The sequence below is a fragment of the Seonamhaeicola sediminis genome (assembly GCF_004358095.2).
In the GTDB taxonomy this organism is placed as follows: domain Bacteria; phylum Bacteroidota; class Bacteroidia; order Flavobacteriales; family Flavobacteriaceae; genus Seonamhaeicola; species Seonamhaeicola sediminis.
In genome coordinates, this window is sequence record NZ_SMZJ02000002.1 from 61,369 (window position 1) to 81,184 (window position 19,816).

Sequence of the window (19,816 nt, forward strand, 5' to 3'; positions counted from 1 at the left end):
ACAAACTACTTGCGCTTATGAAAGTGAAAACAATTTTGGTATCGCAACCAGAACCTAAAATAGAAAACTCCCCCTACTTTGATTTACAAGAAAAGCAAAAAGTTAAAATAGACTTTAGACCTTTTATACATGTGGAAGGGGTTTCTGCTAAGGAAGTAAGACAACAAAAAGTTGACCTTAGTAAATACACTGCCATTATCTTAACCAGTAGAAATGCAGTTGATCACTTTTTTAGAGTAGCCGAGGAGATGCGCTTTAAAGTACCAGACACCATGAAATATTTCTGTCAGTCTGAAGCGGTAGCCTACTATCTTCAAAAATATGTAGTTTACAGAAAGCGTAAAATTTATGTTGGGAAGCGTACTTTTCCTGAGTTATCTCCTTTAATTAAAAAATATAAAGACGAGAAATTTTTATTACCTAATACAGACAAGGTAAAACCATTAGTTCCTGAAACTTTAGATGCTTTAGGCGTAGATTGGAAACAAGCTACTTTCTTTAAAACAGTTGTGAGTGATCTATCAGATTTAGCCAATGTTTATTATGATGTTTTAGTATTCTTTAGCCCTTCTGGAATAGAGTCGTTATTTCAAAACTTTCCAGATTTTAAACAGAATAATACCAGAATAGCTGTTTTTGGCAATACTACTATCAAGGCTGTAGAGGAAAAGGGCTTACGTGTTGATATAGCAGCACCAACTCCAGAAACACCATCAATGACCATGGCTTTAGAAAAATATATTGAAAAGGTAAATAAAAAGAAATAATTAATATTTCACTAAAAAAATTACTTAATATAAATAAAAAAACCAGTGAACTTTACTTCACTGGTTTTTTTAATTTAAAATTTGCCTCGTCCCAATATAGTGTCACACTAAAATATTATAAGATGGATTCAAATAAAACAAACGCATCTTAATTATATATCTCCATAAACTTCCTTAACAAACTTTTCGTATGTTAATTCTTTTACTTTAAGGTTTGCCTTTTCTTTGTAAAGCTTTAATAGTTTTTGACTTACCAATTGCTCTGAAATTCTGCGAGCTTCATCCTGATTAGATAACACTCTTGCTGCAATACCATCTAATTCCTCGTCAGAAGGGTTCATTTGACCAAATTGAGCCATTTGTCCTTTAATCATTTCTCTTGCATGATTTTTAATATCATCCATCGTTACCTTGATATCGTTGTCTTGAATTAATTTACCTTCAATTAACTGATAACGCAAACTCTTTTCAGACTTTTCATATTCTTCTTTAGCTTGTACTTCATCTAACTCTTTTTCTCCAGCAGTAGCCATCCATTTTGTTAAGAATTCTGCAGGTAAATCAAACTTAGTATTCTCAATTAAATACTCTGTAACATCGTTTAAAAGTTTTTGGTCTGCTTGCTGTATAAATTGCTTTTCGGCATCCTCTTTAATTTTAGCTTTTAATTCAGTTACGGTTTTTACAGTGCCTTCTCCAAAAAGTTTATCAAATAACTCTTGGTCTAAATCTGCTAATTCTCTCTTATTAATTTCGTTGACTGTAAAGGTAACTTCAATATCTAATCCGTGAACTTCATCATGTCCTAACTTTAAGGCATGCATTAGCTCATGCTCATCATCATACAATCCTTTAGTTTTCAGAGTAATTATATCGCCGGCCTTGGCTCCAATAAATTTCTTTTCAGTAGCTTTTCCTTTAAACTTATCTAGGGTAAATGTAATAGTGTTTTCTATTTCTTTTTCTTCGTTTTTGAATGTACCCGTAATTTCACTATCTATTTCTACAACATCTTGTGATACTAATTTCCCGTACTGGCTTTGAATACGTTCAATTTGTTCATCAATCATTTTATCATCGGCTACAATATTGTATTGCGTTATAGCTTTTTTACTTTTAAGTTCAACATCAAACTCTGGCACTAAACCAAGTTCAAATTCAAAAGTAAATCCATCTGCATCCCAATCAATATCATCTTGTGGTTTTGGTAATGGTTGCCCTAAAACATCTAGCTTCTCTTCTGTTAAGTATTTGTTTAAAGCATCCTGTAACAACTTATTAACCTCATCAACCAACACAGCTTTACCATATTGTCTTTTCACCATTCCCATTGGTACCATCCCTTTTCTAAACCCCGGGATGTTAGCTGTTTTACGGTAATCTGATAAGATTTTTTCAACTTTATCGCTATAATCTTCTTTAGCAATATCAACTTTTACTACCGCATTTAATGCATCAACGTTTTCTCTTGTAATGTTCATTTTTTAAAATGTAATTAGTATAACTAAAATTGGGATGCAAAAGTATAACATTTTTTACACCCCAACAAAGTTTTAATTGCTTGATTTTGAAGCTATTTTTTCTCCTCTTTAAGTAGAGAATGTAATATAGATTGTAATAGAGATAGTAGAATACTAAAAAGAATTGCAATCCAGATACTGCTCACCGAAAAGCCGTCAATTAATTTGTCTGCTAACAGTATTATTAGGGCATTAATTACTAACAAGAATAAACCCAAGGTTACAATGGTTATTGGCAAAGTAAAAATTACCAAAACTGGTTTTACAAAAAGGTTTAAAACCGATAACACGACGGCCACTATGAGTGCCGTCATGTAACTATCTACATGCACTCCATTTAGAACATATGCAATTACAAAAACAGCTAGGGCATTTAGTAAAAGTTTTATTATAAGTTTCATTTAATTGTATTTATAGTTACAATTTACAAATTATCAACCAACAAACTTAATAACCGTATCAAAAAAGTCTTTTGGATTTTCTGCATGCAACCAATGTCCAGAATTAGCTATGGTTACTATTTTAGCAATAGGAAATTGATTTAAAATAAGCCTTTGGTCTTCGGCTCCAATATACTCTGACCTATCACCTTTTAAAAACAAAGTGTCTTTTTCAAATCTCAAATGAGCTGGTAATGACTCTCCAACTTCAGCAACTTCACTTTTTAAAACCTCTAAGTTTATACGCAACCCTAATTTCCCTTTTTTAACCCAATACAGGTTTTTGAGCAAGAATTGACGAATTCCAAATTCTGAAATATACTCACTTAAAACTTTATCTGCTTCCCCTCTACTTTTAATCTCACTGAAATCTAATGCACTTAATCCTTCTAAAATAGTTTGGTGATGTACAGGATAAAAACGAGGTGAAATATCAGCTACCAAAAGTTTAGAAACTAATTCTGGATACAAGCAAGCAAACAACATAGCTGTTTTACCGCCCATAGAATGCCCTAGCAAAACAATATCTGTTAAATTGTGTGCTTCACAATAATTTTTTAAGTCTTGGGCTAGTATTTCATAATTAAAATTATCATCCCAAAAACTATGTCCATGATTGCGCTGATCTACTAAATGTATCTGAAATCCTTCATCACTAAATTGTTTTCCTAATGTTTTCCAGTTATCACTCATACCTAGAAACCCATGTAAAATCACAAATGGTTTACCTTCTCCAATTATATTTGAGTGTAGTATCATCTATTTTAATTTTCTTAAATACATTTGAATTACATTCTCTACCCCTAAGTACAAGCTTTCTGCAATTAACGCATGTCCTATAGATACCTCTAACAGACCCGGTATACTTTGTTTGAAAAATTCAATATTATCTAAAGATAAATCATGTCCTGCATTAACTCCCAGACCTAAGTTATTTGCTAACACAGCACAATCACTATAAGGCTTTACAACTTCTTTGTTACCCAAACCATATTGATGAGCAAAAGACTCAGTATACAGCTCTATTCTATTGGTTCCAGTTTCCTTAGCACCTTCAATTTGCTTCAAAACTGGATCTACAAAAATTGAAGTTCTAATACCATTATTCTGAAATTCCTTGATAACATCAACTAAAAAATCTTTATGCTTTATAGTATCCCAACCGGCATTACTAGTTATGGCATCCTCAGCATCTGGAACTAAAGTTACTTGTGTTGGCTTAACCTCTAAAGCCAAATCAATAAAAGATTTTATAGGGTTGCCTTCAATATTATATTCTGTGTAAACTTCAGGCTTTAAATCGCGGGCATCTTGATACCTAATATGACGTTCATCTGGTCTTGGATGAATAGTTACCCCCTCTGCTCCAAACCTTTGTATATCTTTGGCAAATTCTACTACATTGGGTACATCTCCACCACGCGAATTTCTTAAAGTGGCTATTTTATTGATGTTTACACTTAATTTTGTCATGAATTATTTTTTTAAGTGACAAAAGTATATGATTTTTTTAATTAATTTGCATAAGTATTAAAACGAGCATGAAACTATCAGAATACATAATAAATGATATAAAACCTGTTGACAGCAACAGTAAAGTTTCTGATTTACAATCACTTTTTAACCAATTAACGTATTCTCACATTCCTGTTAAAGATACTCATGACGTTTTTGTGGGATTACTTTTTGAAACAGATGTACATTGTTTTGATAGCAACAAACTTGTTAGTGACTACCTTTACGCCTTAGAGAATTTTTTTGTTAGAGACACTACATTATGGCTAGATGTTTTAGAGGCTTTTGCTCAAAACTCAGCTAACATTATGCCTGTTCTAGATGAAAAAAATAATTATCTTGGCTATTATGAGTTAAAAGATATTATCAGCCTTTTTAATGAGTCTCCTTTCTTTCATTCTGCAGGAGCTGTTATAGTAGTTGAAAAGGGTATTAATGATTATTCTTTTAGTGAAATAAGCCAGATAGTAGAGTCTAATGGAGGGCGTGTTTTAGGTGCTTTTGTATCAAAAATTAAAAATGATGTAGTACAGGTTACACTTAAAATAGGCAATTCTAATATTAATGAAATCATTCAAACCTTCCGCAGGTATAGCTACAATATTGCTTCGGGTCATGAAGAAGACACTTATTTTGAAAACCTAAAAGACCGATCGGATTATCTGAGGAAATACTTAAATATGTAATGCTATGAAAATTGCCATTTTTGGTCGTTATAATAATGAACATACCATAGCTTCTCTTGATAGGCTTTTAAATTTTTTAAAAGAAAAAGATATTGAAGTTTTGATTGAGTCTGAGTTTTTAGACCTAGTAAATACTGCAACCTCAAATGATAATTTATATAATAGCTTCAAAACGTACAGTGTTTTAAATGCTTCGTTTGATTTATTGATAAGCATTGGCGGAGACGGTACTATTTTAAGAGCTATTCCTTCTGTAAAAAACCTTGAAATTCCCATTATTGGAATAAATACAGGCAGACTAGGTTTTTTAGCAACCATTCAAGTAGAAGATATTGAAAATGCGGTTCAAAATATTTTGGAAGGCAAATACAACATTTCAGAACGTAGCTTATTGTCCATTGAAACCAATCCAGAGAATAGTGAGATAAAATCCATTAATTTTGCACTAAACGAAATTGCGGTAAGCAGAAAGAATACCACCTCTATGATTACTGTTAAAACTCATTTAGACGGTGAGTTTTTAACCTCATACTGGAGCGATGGCCTTATCGTTTCAACACCTACAGGCTCTACAGGATACTCGTTAAGTTGTGGTGGCCCCGTAATTACCCCAGGTACTAATAGCTTTGTGCTTACACCAATTGCACCCCATAACCTCAGTGCCAGACCTTTAATAATACCTGATTCTACAGAAATCAAGTTGAGTGTAAGCGGCAGGGAAAAACAACATCTGGTATCTTTAGATTCCAGAATTGCCACATTGGAAAACGAAACCATTATTACAATAAAAAAAGCTGACTTTAAAATTAAAATGATTGACCTTCTTGATGAAAGCTTCTTAAAAACACTTCGAAAAAAAATGCTTTGGGGCGAAGACAAGCGTAATTAAGTCCTAATTCACAATATTTTACAAGAAAACTTGTTTTACACTAATACAATTACATTAGGCTAATCATATTTATTATATTTGCAAACTTTTAAATCTCTATGAGGCATTTAAGCGTATTAGTATTAAGTATTTTTTTTGTTCAATTAAGCTTTTCTCAAATTAATGAATTAGGCTTATATCTTGGTGGTAGTAATTTTATTGGAGATGTTGGTGCTACTGATTATATTTCACCAAATCAATTGGCCATTGGTGGTATTTATAAATGGAACAGAAGCCGAAGACACTCTTACAGAGCCTCATTGATTTTCACTACTTTAGAAGGTATAGATATTAATTCTGATGATCCTAGGCGAATTCAAAGAGGGTATGAGTTTTCTAGCAATATTATGGAAGCCTCTATTGGTATGGAATTTACTTTTACTGAATTTAACTTACATTCTGAAAGAAAAATAAGCACCCCTTATTTACATACTGGAATTACAGTAGCCAAACATGATAATCATTACTTTTTAAACGGTGTACAAACCCAAGAAAACACCTCGAGTTGGGCTTACGGCATTCCGATGACACTCGGTTTTAAAACAACATTTATTGACAACATAGTTTTAGGTATAGAAATAGGAGCTCGTTACACATTCTCTGATGAATTAGACGGTAGTATTCCTGATGCTAAATGGAGACCAGAATATAGATTTGGCAATATAAATAATAACGATTGGTACATGTTTTCTGGCATAACCTTAACTTATACCTTTGGAGAGAACCCGTGTTATTGTGTAAATGAATAAATGGACTTAAAAGAAGGCATATTAAACAAGAAGCTCCCTAAACACATAGCCATAATCATGGATGGTAATGGGCGTTGGGCTAAACAACGAGGCATGTTGCGAGCTATTGGTCATGAAAACGGTGCTAAATCTGTTAAGAGAACTGTTGAGGCCTGTGCAGAATTAGGTGTTAAAAACTTAACACTTTATGCTTTTTCTACCGAAAACTGGAACCGCCCTAGATTAGAAGTTCAAACCTTAATGAAGTTGTTAATTTCTTCTCTTAGAAAAGAAATAAAAACACTTCAAGACAACAACATTAAACTTACTGCCATAGGTAACTTAAAATTGCTCCCAGCAAAGGTTTTCAATGAACTCACAGAGGTTATAAACAAAACAAAAACTAACAATAGGATAACTTTAACATTAGCATTAAGCTATGGCTCTAGAGAAGAATTAATAAATACTGTTAAAGAGATTAGTATTAAAGTTAAAAATAACATAATTTCGCCCGAAAATATTGATGAATCAATTATAAATGAGCATCTTTACACGCAAAATTTACCAGATGTAGACTTGCTAATTAGAACTAGCGGAGAACAACGTATAAGTAATTTTTTGCTTTGGCAAATAGCCTATGCAGAATTATATTTTACAAATGTGCTTTGGCCAGATTTTACAAAGGAGCATTTGTATGAAGCTATTATTGAATATCAAAAAAGAGAGAGACGATTTGGGAAAACAAGTGAGCAACTTAACTAAAATTTCGCCATATAAAACCTTCATTAAGCTTTGTTTTGCAACATTACTTCTTACAGTAAGTTGCCTTAATCTTCAAGCTCAAAGTTTAAACACCAATAAAAAATACACTATAGGTGGTATTTCTGTTTTAGGAAACACCAGTTTTGGAGAACAAACTATTATTAATTTTTCAGGTTTAAGGAAAGGGCAAGAGATTAATATTCCTGGAGAGGAAATAGGTAACGCTATAAAAAAACTTTGGGGTACAAAACTGTTTAATAATATAGAAGTTTATGTTATTAATATTGAAGATAGTAATGCTTATCTGCAAATACGATTAGAAGATTTACCACAATTAAACGAATTAAAGATAAATGGTGTAAAAAAAGGCAAAATTGAAGGCATTGTTGAGGACAATAAGTTAAAAAAAGGGACAAAAGTCACTGAAAATCTTTTAACAAATACTAAAAATTTCTTAACCAGAAAATATAAAAAAGAGGGATTTCTAAACACCAAAGTACACATCAATACTATAGAGGTTAAAGACTCTTTAAAGACTGCCAGAGTAAATATGGTATTGAATATAGATAAAGGTGAAAAAGTAAAAATAAAAGACATTGTGTTTAATGGTAATGAAATGATAAGCGATAAAAAGCTTAGAAAAGCCATGAAAAGCACCAAAAAAATTAATCGCTTACGTATTTTAAAACGTTCAAAGTTTATAGATTCTGCTTATCAGGCAGATTTATCCAGTGTTGTAGATAAATTTAAAGAACATGGTTACAGAGATGCCCGTATTGTTTCTGATTCTATTATTTACAATGACGATAAAACCATATCTATCAATATTGATGTAACAGAAGGTGATCTTTACACATTTGGAGATATTAAATTTATTGGTAATACCGTTTACACAGACAAGCAGTTAAACAACATTCTTAGAATTAAAAAGGGAGAAACTTACAATGGCGTTTTGCTTCAAGAACGCATTGCAGATAACTCCAAACCAGATGCTAATGACATCACAAACGCTTATCAAAATAATGGTTATTTATTTTCAACTATAAGACAGGTAGAAGTTAGCGCAGACAACAATGTTATTGATTTGGAGATTAGAATAACAGAAGGAAAACCAGCTTATTTTAATAGTGTTTCTGTAATAGGTAATGAAAGAACCAACGATCATGTTATTTACAGAGAATTAAAAACGCGTCCAGGTCAATTATACAGCAAAGCAGATGTTGTAAGAACTGTAAGAGAGCTTGGTCAATTAGGGTTCTTTGATGCCCAAGAAATATCGCCAAACTTTAACAACCCTAATCCTGTTGAGGGCACCATAGATATGGAATACTCAGTTAAGGAAACTGGTTCTAGCCAAATAGAGTTACAAGGTGGTTATGGTGGTGGTGGTTTTATTGGTACACTTGGTTTATCTTTCAACAACTTCTCCATGAAAAACATTTTCAATAAAGAAGCCTATAAACCAGTTCCAATGGGAGACGGACAACGTTTAGCATTACGTTTGCAGGCCAGTAGGTTCTTTCAAACTTATAGCTTTCAGTTTTCAGAACCATGGTTAGGGGGTAAAAAACCCGTTCAATTTTCAACCTCTTTATCGCATACCAAGCAATTTTTATTCGACTTTATAAATAGAAGAGCAGATAAAAGTAGAAGTTTCAACATAACAGGGATTACCTTTGGATTAGCAAAACGCTTATCTGTCCCAGACAACTATTTTACATTATCAAATGCCATCAGTTATCAACGTTATGATTTAAATAATTATAATACTGGTTTATTTACTTTTGGAGATGGCTACTCTAATAACCTATCATTAACAATAGGTTTAACCCGAAATAACACAAGGTTTGATCCTATTTTCCCAACGGGTGGTTCCAATTTTTCGGCTACCGCTAAATTTTCATTCCCTTATTCAACAGTAAACGGTGTAGATTATACTGCTTTAAAAGAAGAACGAGAACTTAACCAAAGTATAACGCAAAATGTAAATAGTACGCCAACTCAAATAGAGAATGCTAGAGACAGAATCTCTGAGATTGACCAAGAACGCTTTAAATGGCTGGAGTTCTATAAAATAAACTTTAAAGGCGAGTGGTATAATGAAATAGCTAAAGACTTAGTTTTAAGACCTCTGGTGGAGTTTGGTTTCTTAGGTGCTTATAATAATGATAGAGGTGCTATTCCTTTTGAAAGATTTTTTGTTGGTGGAGACGGTTTGGGTCAATTTAGTTTAGATGGTAGAGAAGCCATTCAATTACGTGGCTACCCTAATCAATCTCTTGCTCCTTTCGATAAAAGCACTGGTCAAGTTTTCAATGATGGCGCCACCATTTACAATAAATTTTCATTAGAGCTTAGGTACCCTGTTACATTAAAAGCATCAGCTAAAATTTATGGATTGGCTTTTTTAGAGGCTGGTAATTCTTGGAATAGCTTTAAGGATTATAACCCATTTAATGTTAATAGATCTGCAGGTATGGGCGTTAGAATTTTCATGCCGGCATTTGGTTTATTAGGTATTGACTTTGGTCACGGTTTTGACCCATTACCAGGAACCACAGAAAAACATGGGTGGGAAACACACTTTATAATTGGGCAACAATTTTAAGATGAAAATCATTTTGGCACGATATTTTCTAATAACAGTTTGATGTTTTGTATAAGAATTAAAATTTTTAAGATTTAAATTCGTTAATTTTGAAGATTAAGTGGAAAAATTAAAACATTACAGCATGCAAAACAAAGTTCTTTTTTTACTGACATTAGTTTTACTAAGCTTATCATTACATGCACAACGTGGCGTAAGGGTTGCTTATATTGATACAGAATATATTTTAGAAAATGTTCCTGAATATCAAGAAGCTGTAGATCAATTAAACCAAAAAGCTGATAAATGGAAAAATGAAATAGAAGTTAAGCTAAGTGCTATTGAGCAAAAGCGAAAAGACCTAAGCAATGAAAAAGCACTCTTAACTACGGAACTTGTAAAAGAACGCGAAGAAGATATCTATTTTGAGGAAAAGGAAGTATTAGACTATCAGCAAAAAAGATTTGGACCTAACGGCGACTTGTACATTCAACAAACTCAGTTAACAAAACCTGTTCTAGACCAAATTTTTGCCGCTGTTCAAGATATTGCTACAAGCAGGAAATATGACTTTATTTTCGATAAATCTTCTGATTCCAATAACATGCTTTTTTCTGCAAGACAATATGATTTAAGCGAAACAATAATTAGAAGCATAACAAGAACAGCTAAAAGAACTCAAGCACAATCTAAAGCAGAGCGTAAAGCAGCCGAAGAAGAAGAATTGGTTCCAGAAATAAACCTAGAACAAGAAGCTAGGGAAAAGGCTTTAGAAGAGAAGAAAAAAGCAAGAGAAAGTGCTATTGAGGAAGCAAGACAAAAAAAGTTAGCGGCTCGTGAAGCTAAAGTAAAAGAAGCAGAAGCTAGACGTCAGAAAATTTTAGAAGATCGTGAAAAAGCTAAACAAACTAAAATAGACGCCAGAAATCAGGCTACTGAAAACACAGAAGAAAGTTCTGTAAAAGAAAAAACAGAAACAGAAGAAAAAACAGAAACCAAAACTAGAGAACAACTAATTGAAGAAAACAGACAGAAAAAGCTGGCAGAACGTGAAGCCAGAAAAAAAGCTCTAGAAGAAAGAAAGAAAAAAATCTTAGAGGAAAGACAAAAATTAAGAGACAGTATAAACAATAACAAGTAATAATTTATAACACATTTAACTATTTTAAAATGAAACATTTAAAAACTATTTTATTAGCAGCGGTAGTATGCATAGGGAGTATTAGTTTTTCTCAAGCACAAAGTAAAGTTGCCCATATAAATACTCAAGAACTCATTGCTGCAATGCCAGAAATGAAGGCTGCACAGAAAGAAATACAGGCTTTACAGAAAACATATGAGACAGATTATCAAGCATCCGTTACCGAGTTTCAAAACAAAGCTAAACAGTATGAAGCAGAAGGACCAAATAAAACAGATGAAGAAAACGCAAAAAGAATGCAAGAAATTCAAGGTATGCAACAAAACATCCAACAATTTCAGGCTGATGCTGCTCAAAACATTAGAAAAAAGGAAATTGATTTATTACAACCTATCACAGAAAGAGCTAAAACTGCTATTTTAAAAGTAGGTAGAGCTCAAGGATTTGATTATGTTCTAGATTCTTCACAAGGTGTAACTATTTTAGCAGATGGTAAAAACTTACTTGATGACGTTAAAAAAGAACTAGGTATTTAATCTACATTCATAAACATAACTTACACAAAGCTGCTTTTTAAAAAAGCAGCTTTTTTTTGTGAAATTTTAAAATGAAATCATAATGGGTAAATCCACAAAAATTATCTCTAATTTCCTTAAATTGCCTTAGCATATTATAGTTTAAATATGAACAAACAACCTATAGGTATTTTTGATTCTGGTGTTGGCGGCACCTCTATTTGGAAAGAAATTCACAACCTTTTACCCAACGAAAACACCATTTACTTAGCAGATAGCATCAATGCGCCTTATGGCCCAAAAGGAAAAGAAGTTATAATAGATTTATGTATTAAGAATACTGAATTACTCTTAGAAAAAGGATGTAAACTTATTGTAGTAGCTTGCAATACAGCTACTACAAACGCCATAGATTACTTAAGAGCTAACTATAATGTACCTTTTATTGGTATTGAACCTGCTATTAAACCAGCAGCTTTACAAACCAAAAATGGTGCGGTTGGTATTCTTGCAACTAAAGGTACTTTAAGTAGTAAACTATTCTCTGAAACCTCTGAAAAGTTTGCGAGTAGCGTTATCGTTATTGAGCAAGATGGCGATGGCATAGTAGATTTAATTGAAAGTGGCAAACTTTACTCTGAGGAAATGAAATCGCTTTTAAGAGGTTATTTAAAACCAATGATTAAAGCTAATATTGATTATTTGGTTTTAGGATGCTCTCATTATCCTTATTTAATTCCCATTTTAATAGAACTACTACCAAAACATGTAAAAATAATTGATTCTGGTGAAGCCGTGGCGAGACAAACCAAAGCTATATTAGAACAAAACGATTTATTGAATACTGAAAGTTCAATCCCTGTAGCTCTGGGGACTAAACTTGAATTTTATACTAACAGAAATCCAGCAGTAATGAAAGAACTTTTAGGAACAGATTTTAAAGTTGAGTTTTTAGATTTTTAATCAATTTGTCTTTACGACGAATAACGCCAAAACTTATTTTTTAAACCAACTTGAATACTTTATGTAATTATTAGCTATTCTATCTATTTGACCAGCAACGAGTTCTTCACTTACATCTTTTATCTTTTTTGCTGGAACTCCTGCGTAAATACTACCTGCTTCTACCTTTGTATTTTGAGTAAGCACTGCTCCAGCTGCAATTATACTATTACTTTCTACCACACAACCATCCATAATGATGCTGCCCATCCCCACCAATACATTATCATGAATAGTACAACCATGTACTAAAGCATTATGCCCAATAGAAACATTATTACCAATATTTGTTGGAGCCGTTTTATATGTAGCATGAATTACGGCGCCATCTTGCACGTTTACCTTATTTCCCATTTTAATGTAATGCACATCTCCACGCACCACGGCACTGAACCAAATACTGCATTGGTTACCCATAATAACATCGCCAACAATAGTAGCATTTTCGGCCACAAAACAATCGTCTGGTATTTGTGGTCTTTTTTCTTTTACTGGTAATATAACTGGCATCTATTTTTATTATTTAATAATGATTAGTGTTTCTGTATATAATTTTAATTTTTTATCTAAACCAATCAAAGGTCCAAAACTATTTAAAAAACGACAACAAATTTGCTTTTTTTGAAGCCGATACCATGATTTCCTTTCCATTACTTAAAACCACACTACCGCCTTTACCTTTTACATATTTAACCACTTCATTTACGTTAACCAAATATGATTTATGCACACGTGCAAAACTAGAGCCATTTAAAGCTTCTTCAAAATACTTTAGTGTTTTACTAACTAGCTTCTTTCTGTTATTATTTAAATAAATTTCAGTGTAATTATCGTCTGCTTTACAATAAAGAATATCTGATGTGTTTAAAACTTCAAATCCGTCTAATTGTGGAATGGTTATTTTCCCATCTACACCATTGGTTTTAGGTACTAAAACTTGATCTTGTAAAGCGTTCTCTTTCGTTTTTATTTCGGTTACGTAATCTACCGCTTTAATAAGCTCATCTATTGAAATGGGTTTCATTAAATAATAAGAGGCATGGGCATTTAAAGCATCTATTGCATAATGGTTGTAAGCAGTAACAAATATGGTTTCAAAATCTACGTCACCAACTTTATCCAATAAGTCAAAAGCATTTCCATAGGGCATCTCTACATCTAAAAATACGAGATCTAAGTTATTATGTCTTATTAAAATCAAAGCTTCATCTATATTAGCTGCCTCTCCCAAAATGGTTACATTGGGGCAATACTTATTTAAGTAGTTTTTTAGAATGTCTCTACTGGTTTGTTCATCTTCTACTATGATTGCATTTAGTTTCATAATTATTTGAATGAAGTTAGAAGTTGGAAGTAATTTTTATGCTTCCAGCTTTGGTCTTCTTACTATTTTTAGTTCTTTTTTAGCGTTACAACAACTTTGGTTCCTGTATCTTCTGCATCCTTTAAATCGGTTACAAAAACATCCACTTTATCTTTATACATATCGTTTAAAATAGATACGCGCTTTTTAATATTACCCATACCTTTAGAATTTTGATTTTTCTGATGCTGGGTTTTTATTTCTTTGGAACGTTTTCTTCCTATACCATCATCAGTAATAGTGATGCTTATTTCATTGGGTTTTGTTTGAGCAATAACAATCTCTAAATAACCCTTGCTTTTCTTGTAACGTAAACCATGCCATACAGCATTTTCAATGTAAGGCTGCAGCAACATGGGCGGTATAACAAAGTCTGTTTTATTAACATTTTCATCAACTTTGATATCATAATCAAATCTGTCTTTAAACCTAAAATGCTCTAATTTTGTATAAAGTTGTAGTAACTCTATTTCTTTTTCTAACGGAATAAAATCTTCCTCACTGTTTTCTAAAACAGCACGCATTAATAATGAGAAATCAGATAGATATTTATTGGCTGTACGCTCATCATTTGAAGCAATAAAACTATTAACTGAGTTTAATGCATTAAAAATAAAGTGCGGATTCATTTGACTTCGCAAGGATTTTAATGCCAATAAATTATTTGCCAAACGTTGCTGCCTTATGTATTTAAACATTAAAAATGCTCCTACTAAAAGCAACAAAACACCTCCAAAAAGTGAGTATATAAGTAGTTGTTGCCTTTTAGTTTGCTCGGTGTTTAGTTGATATTTAGTATCTGCCAAATCTTTTTGACTCTCTAAACTGTTTATCCTATTTTGCTTTGCAACAAGATCTTTACCAAATTTAGTTGCTTGAGATATCTCTTGCTCTTTCAACAAATAAATTTTATCAACTATATCAACATAACTTTGATATGCCATTAAAGCTTTATCATATTGTCCCGCATCACGATAAACTTCAGACAAACCACGTGTAGCATCTTTTTTTACAATCAAATCCTCTCTATCATCGGCTTCTTCAATACTTTTCTCCAGATATTTAATGGCATTTGGTATATCCTTTTGAAAAGCGTAAGCTTTACCTATTTTATAATTTTGCTTTTGTGTAGTTAAAGGACTTTCGTTACCCAGAACAGAATCTAACTGAATATCTATGATATCCTCTAAAGCTTGTTTTCTAAGAGTTATCTCGTTTGAGTAGTTAAGGTTTTTACTTTCAAAATCGGCTACTTTGACCTTTTCCTCCACAGCTCTTTTTTTGTTCTCCCCCTCAGCTAAGCGTAACGAGCTTGAAAAGAAATTTTGTGCTTCTCTAACCGATCCTTTGTCGTTGTATACTTCGGCTATTTTAGAATTTAAATCAGTTATTTTAGGTGTAATTAAATGTTTTTGTGCTAGTTTTAATCCATCCTGATACGATTGAATAGCAGCGTCATATTGTTGAATAGCTTTATAAACATCTCCCAGACCTTCATACAAAGTAACTAATTGATAGTTGGATAAACTTTTCTTATTAATGTCATTATACTGTTGTATACTCTCTTGGTAATTTTTGTTCTCTTTATAAGCCAAAGCTAGTTTTAGCTTTATCTCATTTACACTATTATCTCTTAAACTTGTTCTATAATTCGATACCGCTAAATCATACTGTTTCCAGTACATGTTAATATCACCTAAAACCTCATATGCCTCGGCATTTTCTTTTTTGGAGTCACTGACTTCTATAGCATCAATCACAAATTGAATACTCCTTTTAGCATCTCTTTTCAAGTAGACTTCGGCAGAATCTATATAATGATTAAACTTAGGTGACTCTGATTCCTTTGAACGCTTGCTAAAAAACTTATCTTGCTCTTCAGGTTCCACCTTAACCAAAATACGTTCGTTACTTTGTATAGTATAAAAAATGGTTTCAAAATCTTTATGCCTAATGGTAAGTTCATCTCCTTTTTTAGCTTCAACCCTAAATTCACCAAATATATTTGTTGTTGTATAAGAACCTCCATTAATCTCAATATTTACATTAGCAATTGGATCTTGAGTTTCACTCTCAACAACCTTTCCCCTAACAGTGAATTTTGATACATTTGAATCTATACCAACCTGTCCCAACATCAAAAATGTGTTGAATAATAAAGATAGAATACCAATAAGCTTTATTGCTCTGAGCATGAATATTTTTATAATAGATAAACTTACGCACTATTATTGGTTTAATAAAATGAGGTTAACCATTTTTACCCAATGCTACTAACAAAAAAAGCATTGTTTACCTATTCATTATAAATCTTTACTCATTCATTTAGAGTCTTTACTCATTGTCTCTTTTTTGAGAAAAACTTTGGACATAGATTTACTGAATCAATAACAGCCCAAAGTGGACCATTATAATTTCATTCAATCAAAAAATAAATCTTATGAAAACACATTTTAAAACACTTATTTTAAGTTTAGCTATTACAGGATTTATAACCTGTAACGCCAACAATAAAAAACCATATACGTATTTGGTTAATGCCAATGAAACTAAATTACAACCGCACTCAAACAAACAACATATTAAAGTAGCGCTTTTATTAGATACCAGTAATAGTATGGATGGATTAATAGATCAGGCCAAAGCACAACTTTGGGATATTGTTAATGAATTATCCTATGCTAAATGCCGAAACGAAAAACCCAATTTAAAAATTGCCTTATATGAATATGGTAACGACAGGCTTAATGGTGATGAAGGCTACATAAGGCAAGTACTTCCTTTCAGTGATGATCTAGATGACATCTCGAAAGAGCTTTTCTCTTTAACTACTAATGGCGGTAACGAATATTGTGGACAAGTAATTCAAACCTCCTTAAATCAACTAAATTGGGGGAATAATCCAGATGACTTAAAACTCATATTTATTGCAGGAAACGAACCATTTACCCAAGGCAGCATAAACTACAAAGATGCTGCCGTTAACGCTAATGAAAAAGATGTTACCATTAATACTATTTTCTGTGGAAACTATAATCAAGGTATTTCAACTTTCTGGAAAGATGGTGCTAAATTAACTAATGGTGATTATATGGCTATAAACCATAATCACAAAACAGTTCATATGGCGTCTCCTTATGATGATAAGATTTTAATTCTAAACCAACAATTAAACAAAACCTATATTGGCTATGGCACTAGAGGTAAAGCTAAAGTAGCTGAACAAGCTATGCAAGACACCAACGCTATTACTTATGGTAATGCAAATGCTGTAAAACGTTCTGTGAGCAAAAGTTCTCATTTTTACAAAAACGCATCATGGGATTTGGTGGATGCTGTTGAAAATGATGAAGTAGTAATTAATGAATTGGAAGAAGAAGCACTACCCAATGAACTTAAAGGGAAATCGGAAGCAGAAATAAAAGCCTACGTTACCAAAAAGAAAATAGAAAGAGAAAACATTCAAAGGCAAATTAAAGAATTAAATATGAAGCGCACTAAGTATATTTCTGAGAACACCAAAACAAAAAGCACAAACAGCTTAGAAAATGCTATGACCAAAGCTATAAAAGAACAGGCTAAAAAGAAAAAATATACATGGGATTAAAAGGAAAAAAGAAAGGCTCGTTTTTTAAACGAGCCTTTTATTCTAATAATTTACTGCAGGACAATTGCAGTCATATCGAGAACGTCTGCAATTAAAGTTATAGCCTAATGTAAACTGATGAAACCCTCCATTTGTAAACACCACAGAATTGGATTGATACGTGTATGTATAAGCAAACATAAAGTTCTTATAATTAACACCAACTAGGGGGGTAATCTGTTGTAGTTTTTGACTATCAATGGCGCCTGAATCTGTTATAAATTCAGCGCCATCTAAACTCCTCCTATATGACAACCCTCCCCACAATTGACCAAAGTCCATCTCTCTATATACTTTTGCATTAAAATCCATTGAAGACTCACCTGTTCCATCTTTATATTGAAACATCACAGATGGTTCATAACTCCAACTACTACCATATTTACCAAACACACCACCTACCGAGAGTAAATAGCGCCGCAAGTTACTGGTAATTTCAATATCATTATTGATTCCAGAATTCTTCAACACATTCTTAACTGTTCCGTGAGCGTAATAATCTAAAAAATGATAAGAAAACCCAAAATCAATATTAAAATTGGTTTCAGCTTGTACTACCCCACTTATGATTGGGTCTGGTCCATCAAACAAAAAAGTCGTTTCATCTAATTTATATTGAATAAATCCTGCGCTTAAACCAAAGGACAACATGTTTAAATCAGCTTCACTTCTTGAAAACATCAAATGATGCGCATAGGTAGCATAGGCACCTGTTTGGGAATGATACCCATTTTTATCAGAATATAAAATACCTCCAATAGCCGAGGGTGTGTCTCCTATTCTACTATTTAAACTCATAGTTAAAAGTTTGGGGGCATCTTCATGACCAAACCATTGCTGGCGGGCCGTAAGCCTTACCTTGGCACAATTGGCTGCTCCGGCCATTGAGGGATGAATTAGATAATAATTATCGGTTAGATAATCGGTATAAATTGGTAAGCCTTCTTGTGAAATAGCAGTGTTAGTAAATAATACTACCACTAACACTTTTATTATATTTTTTAATCTCATAAACTTTATTACCAAGTAGGTTCAGTGCTATACAAACGTCTTGATTATTAAAAAATTACACAAAAAAAATAAAGATATACTTTATCTTATAATTTGACACAACTTCAAATATATACATATCTAAAGTTTTCTTTTAGTATTTTTGTAAAAAATTAGCTAAAATGAATACTTTCAAGGTTTCTGTGCAAGAAACGTCAAATAACAACATTATAAAATTTGAGGTAAATCAGTTTATTACCAAAAATCAAAGTTTTGAATTCAACAATATTGATGATGCTACACCATCACCTTTAGGTCAACAATTGTTCTATTTGCCGTTTGTGAAAAAGGTTTACATCTCAGGGAATTTTATTGCTGTAGAACGCTATAACATTGTTGAATGGAAAGATGTACAAGATGAAGTAGCAGAACAAATTGAAGCTTACTTAAACGATGGTGGTATTGTTATTAATGAAGCTGAAGCTCCAAAAAAAATACCTGTTACCGTTTACGCCGAGGCTACTCCAAATCCATCGGTAATGAAGTTTGTTTCCAACAAAAAAATTGTAACCTCCTTATATGAGTTTACATCTATTGATGAAGCTAAACTATCGCCTTTAGCAACAGAATTATTTCATTTTCCGTTTGTTAAAAGTATTTTTATTGAAGAAAACTATGTATCAATTACCAAATATGAGATTACTGAATGGCAAGATATTACCATTGAATTGAGGGAATTCATAAAACAGTTTATTGAAAGTGGCAAAGAAGTTGTGCTTCCTGAAGCCGCTGAAAAACTTGAACAAACAACAGAACAAAAAGATTCAAACTTTGAAGCTTTAGATGATACTTCTAAACAAATAGTAAACATTCTGGAAGAGTATATTAAACCAGCCGTTGCCAGTGACGGGGGGAATATTCAGTTTTTATCATATGATGAGGAAACCAAAAATGTAAGCGTGCTTCTTCAAGGTGCTTGCAGCGGATGTCCGTCATCAACATTCACACTTAAAAATGGCATCGAAAATATCCTTAAGCAAATGCTTCCAGATAAAGTAGATGCCGTTGAAGCTATTAACGGATAATTGTAAACCGTTTTAACAATTATAAAAAGGTGTTCATTTTATGAACGCCTTTTTAAGTCTTATATTTATTCTTTTTGAGGTATTCTTGAAAAAACTGTCTCTTTTTAATTAGTCTACTGCTAAGCAGAAAACGGTTATAAA

At 32.4% G+C, this 19,816-nt stretch carries 19 protein-coding genes; 11 read left to right on the forward strand and 8 right to left on the reverse strand.

All coding sequences use genetic code 11. The annotated features are described in order from the left end of the window. The first annotated feature begins 17 nt into the window (after positions 1-17). On the forward strand, positions 18-767 hold the full coding sequence (locus E1J38_RS02935; RefSeq protein ID WP_133355931.1) for a uroporphyrinogen-III synthase: 750 nt from the start codon (positions 18-20) through the stop codon (positions 765-767). 152 nt (positions 768-919) lie between these two features. On the opposite strand, the gene tig is transcribed toward E1J38_RS02935, so the two are convergent. From tig to E1J38_RS02955, 4 genes are all read right to left on the reverse strand, one after another. Continuing rightward, a complete protein-coding gene (tig, locus tag E1J38_RS02940; protein WP_133355930.1) occupies positions 920-2,248 on the reverse strand; it encodes a trigger factor in 1,329 nt (442 codons plus the stop codon). A 92-nt stretch (positions 2,249-2,340) separates the two neighbouring features. Next, positions 2,341-2,688: a phage holin family protein gene (locus E1J38_RS02945; RefSeq protein ID WP_133355929.1), complete on the reverse strand. Its 348-nt coding sequence runs from the start codon at positions 2,686-2,688 to the stop codon at positions 2,341-2,343. Between the two features lie 33 nt (positions 2,689-2,721). Further along, positions 2,722-3,486, reverse strand: a complete 765-nt coding sequence (locus E1J38_RS02950; RefSeq protein ID WP_133355928.1) for an alpha/beta fold hydrolase — start codon at positions 3,484-3,486, stop codon at positions 2,722-2,724. After that, positions 3,487-4,200 (reverse strand): pyridoxine 5'-phosphate synthase, encoded by a 714-nt coding sequence (locus tag E1J38_RS02955; protein ID WP_133355927.1) that lies wholly within the window; start codon positions 4,198-4,200, stop codon positions 3,487-3,489. Positions 4,201-4,268: 68 nt separating this feature from the next. Between E1J38_RS02955 and E1J38_RS02960 the strand changes: the two genes are divergently transcribed. From E1J38_RS02960 to murI, 8 genes are all read left to right on the forward strand, one after another. Then, positions 4,269-4,928, forward strand: coding sequence for a CBS domain-containing protein (locus E1J38_RS02960; RefSeq protein WP_133355926.1), 660 nt, complete (start codon positions 4,269-4,271; stop codon positions 4,926-4,928). A gap of 4 nt (positions 4,929-4,932) precedes the next feature. Next, positions 4,933-5,817 (forward strand): NAD kinase, encoded by an 885-nt coding sequence (locus E1J38_RS02965; protein ID WP_133355925.1) that lies wholly within the window; start codon positions 4,933-4,935, stop codon positions 5,815-5,817. A 98-nt stretch (positions 5,818-5,915) separates the two neighbouring features. Beyond that, positions 5,916-6,605, forward strand: coding sequence for a type IX secretion system protein PorG (gene porG / locus E1J38_RS02970; RefSeq protein WP_133355924.1), 690 nt, complete (start codon positions 5,916-5,918; stop codon positions 6,603-6,605). Beyond that, positions 6,606-7,346 carry an undecaprenyl pyrophosphate synthase gene (gene uppS, locus E1J38_RS02975; RefSeq protein ID WP_133355923.1) on the forward strand — a complete coding sequence of 247 codons (741 nt, stop codon included), beginning with the start codon at positions 6,606-6,608 and terminating at the stop codon, positions 7,344-7,346. After that, a complete protein-coding gene (locus E1J38_RS02980; RefSeq protein ID WP_133355922.1) occupies positions 7,279-9,954 on the forward strand; it encodes a BamA/OMP85 family outer membrane protein in 2,676 nt (891 codons plus the stop codon). The genes uppS and E1J38_RS02980 overlap by 68 nt, the downstream gene beginning before the upstream one ends. 124 nt (positions 9,955-10,078) lie before the next feature. After that, positions 10,079-11,074 carry an OmpH/Skp family outer membrane protein gene (locus tag E1J38_RS02985; RefSeq protein WP_133355921.1) on the forward strand — a complete coding sequence of 332 codons (996 nt, stop codon included), beginning with the start codon at positions 10,079-10,081 and terminating at the stop codon, positions 11,072-11,074. Positions 11,075-11,103: 29 nt separating this feature from the next. Beyond that, positions 11,104-11,610, forward strand: coding sequence for an OmpH/Skp family outer membrane protein (locus tag E1J38_RS02990; protein WP_133355920.1), 507 nt, complete (start codon positions 11,104-11,106; stop codon positions 11,608-11,610). Between the two features lie 147 nt (positions 11,611-11,757). Then, entirely contained in the window at positions 11,758-12,552 is a 795-nt protein-coding gene (gene murI / locus E1J38_RS02995) for a glutamate racemase (protein ID WP_133355919.1), read from the forward strand. A gap of 33 nt (positions 12,553-12,585) precedes the next feature. On the opposite strand, the gene E1J38_RS03000 is transcribed toward murI, so the two are convergent. The 3 genes from E1J38_RS03000 to E1J38_RS03010 form a co-directional block, all read right to left on the reverse strand. Next, positions 12,586-13,101 carry a gamma carbonic anhydrase family protein gene (locus E1J38_RS03000; RefSeq protein WP_133355918.1) on the reverse strand — a complete coding sequence of 172 codons (516 nt, stop codon included), beginning with the start codon at positions 13,099-13,101 and terminating at the stop codon, positions 12,586-12,588. Between the two features lie 79 nt (positions 13,102-13,180). Next, positions 13,181-13,915: a LytR/AlgR family response regulator transcription factor gene (locus E1J38_RS03005; protein ID WP_133355917.1), complete on the reverse strand. Its 735-nt coding sequence runs from the start codon at positions 13,913-13,915 to the stop codon at positions 13,181-13,183. Positions 13,916-13,983: 68 nt separating this feature from the next. Continuing rightward, positions 13,984-16,149: a histidine kinase gene (locus E1J38_RS03010; RefSeq protein ID WP_133355916.1), complete on the reverse strand. Its 2,166-nt coding sequence runs from the start codon at positions 16,147-16,149 to the stop codon at positions 13,984-13,986. A 245-nt stretch (positions 16,150-16,394) separates the two neighbouring features. Between E1J38_RS03010 and E1J38_RS03015 the strand changes: the two genes are divergently transcribed. Next, positions 16,395-17,561, forward strand: coding sequence for a vWA domain-containing protein (locus tag E1J38_RS03015; RefSeq protein ID WP_133355915.1), 1,167 nt, complete (start codon positions 16,395-16,397; stop codon positions 17,559-17,561). 42 nt (positions 17,562-17,603) lie between these two features. On the opposite strand, the gene E1J38_RS03020 is transcribed toward E1J38_RS03015, so the two are convergent. Beyond that, complete coding sequence (locus E1J38_RS03020) at positions 17,604-18,611, reverse strand: PorP/SprF family type IX secretion system membrane protein (RefSeq protein ID WP_133355914.1); 1,008 nt, start codon at positions 18,609-18,611, stop codon at positions 17,604-17,606. Positions 18,612-18,772: 161 nt separating this feature from the next. On the opposite strand from E1J38_RS03020, the gene E1J38_RS03025 reads away from it, so the two are divergent. Then, positions 18,773-19,675, forward strand: coding sequence for a NifU family protein (locus E1J38_RS03025; protein ID WP_133355913.1), 903 nt, complete (start codon positions 18,773-18,775; stop codon positions 19,673-19,675). Positions 19,676-19,816: the final 141 nt, after the last annotated feature.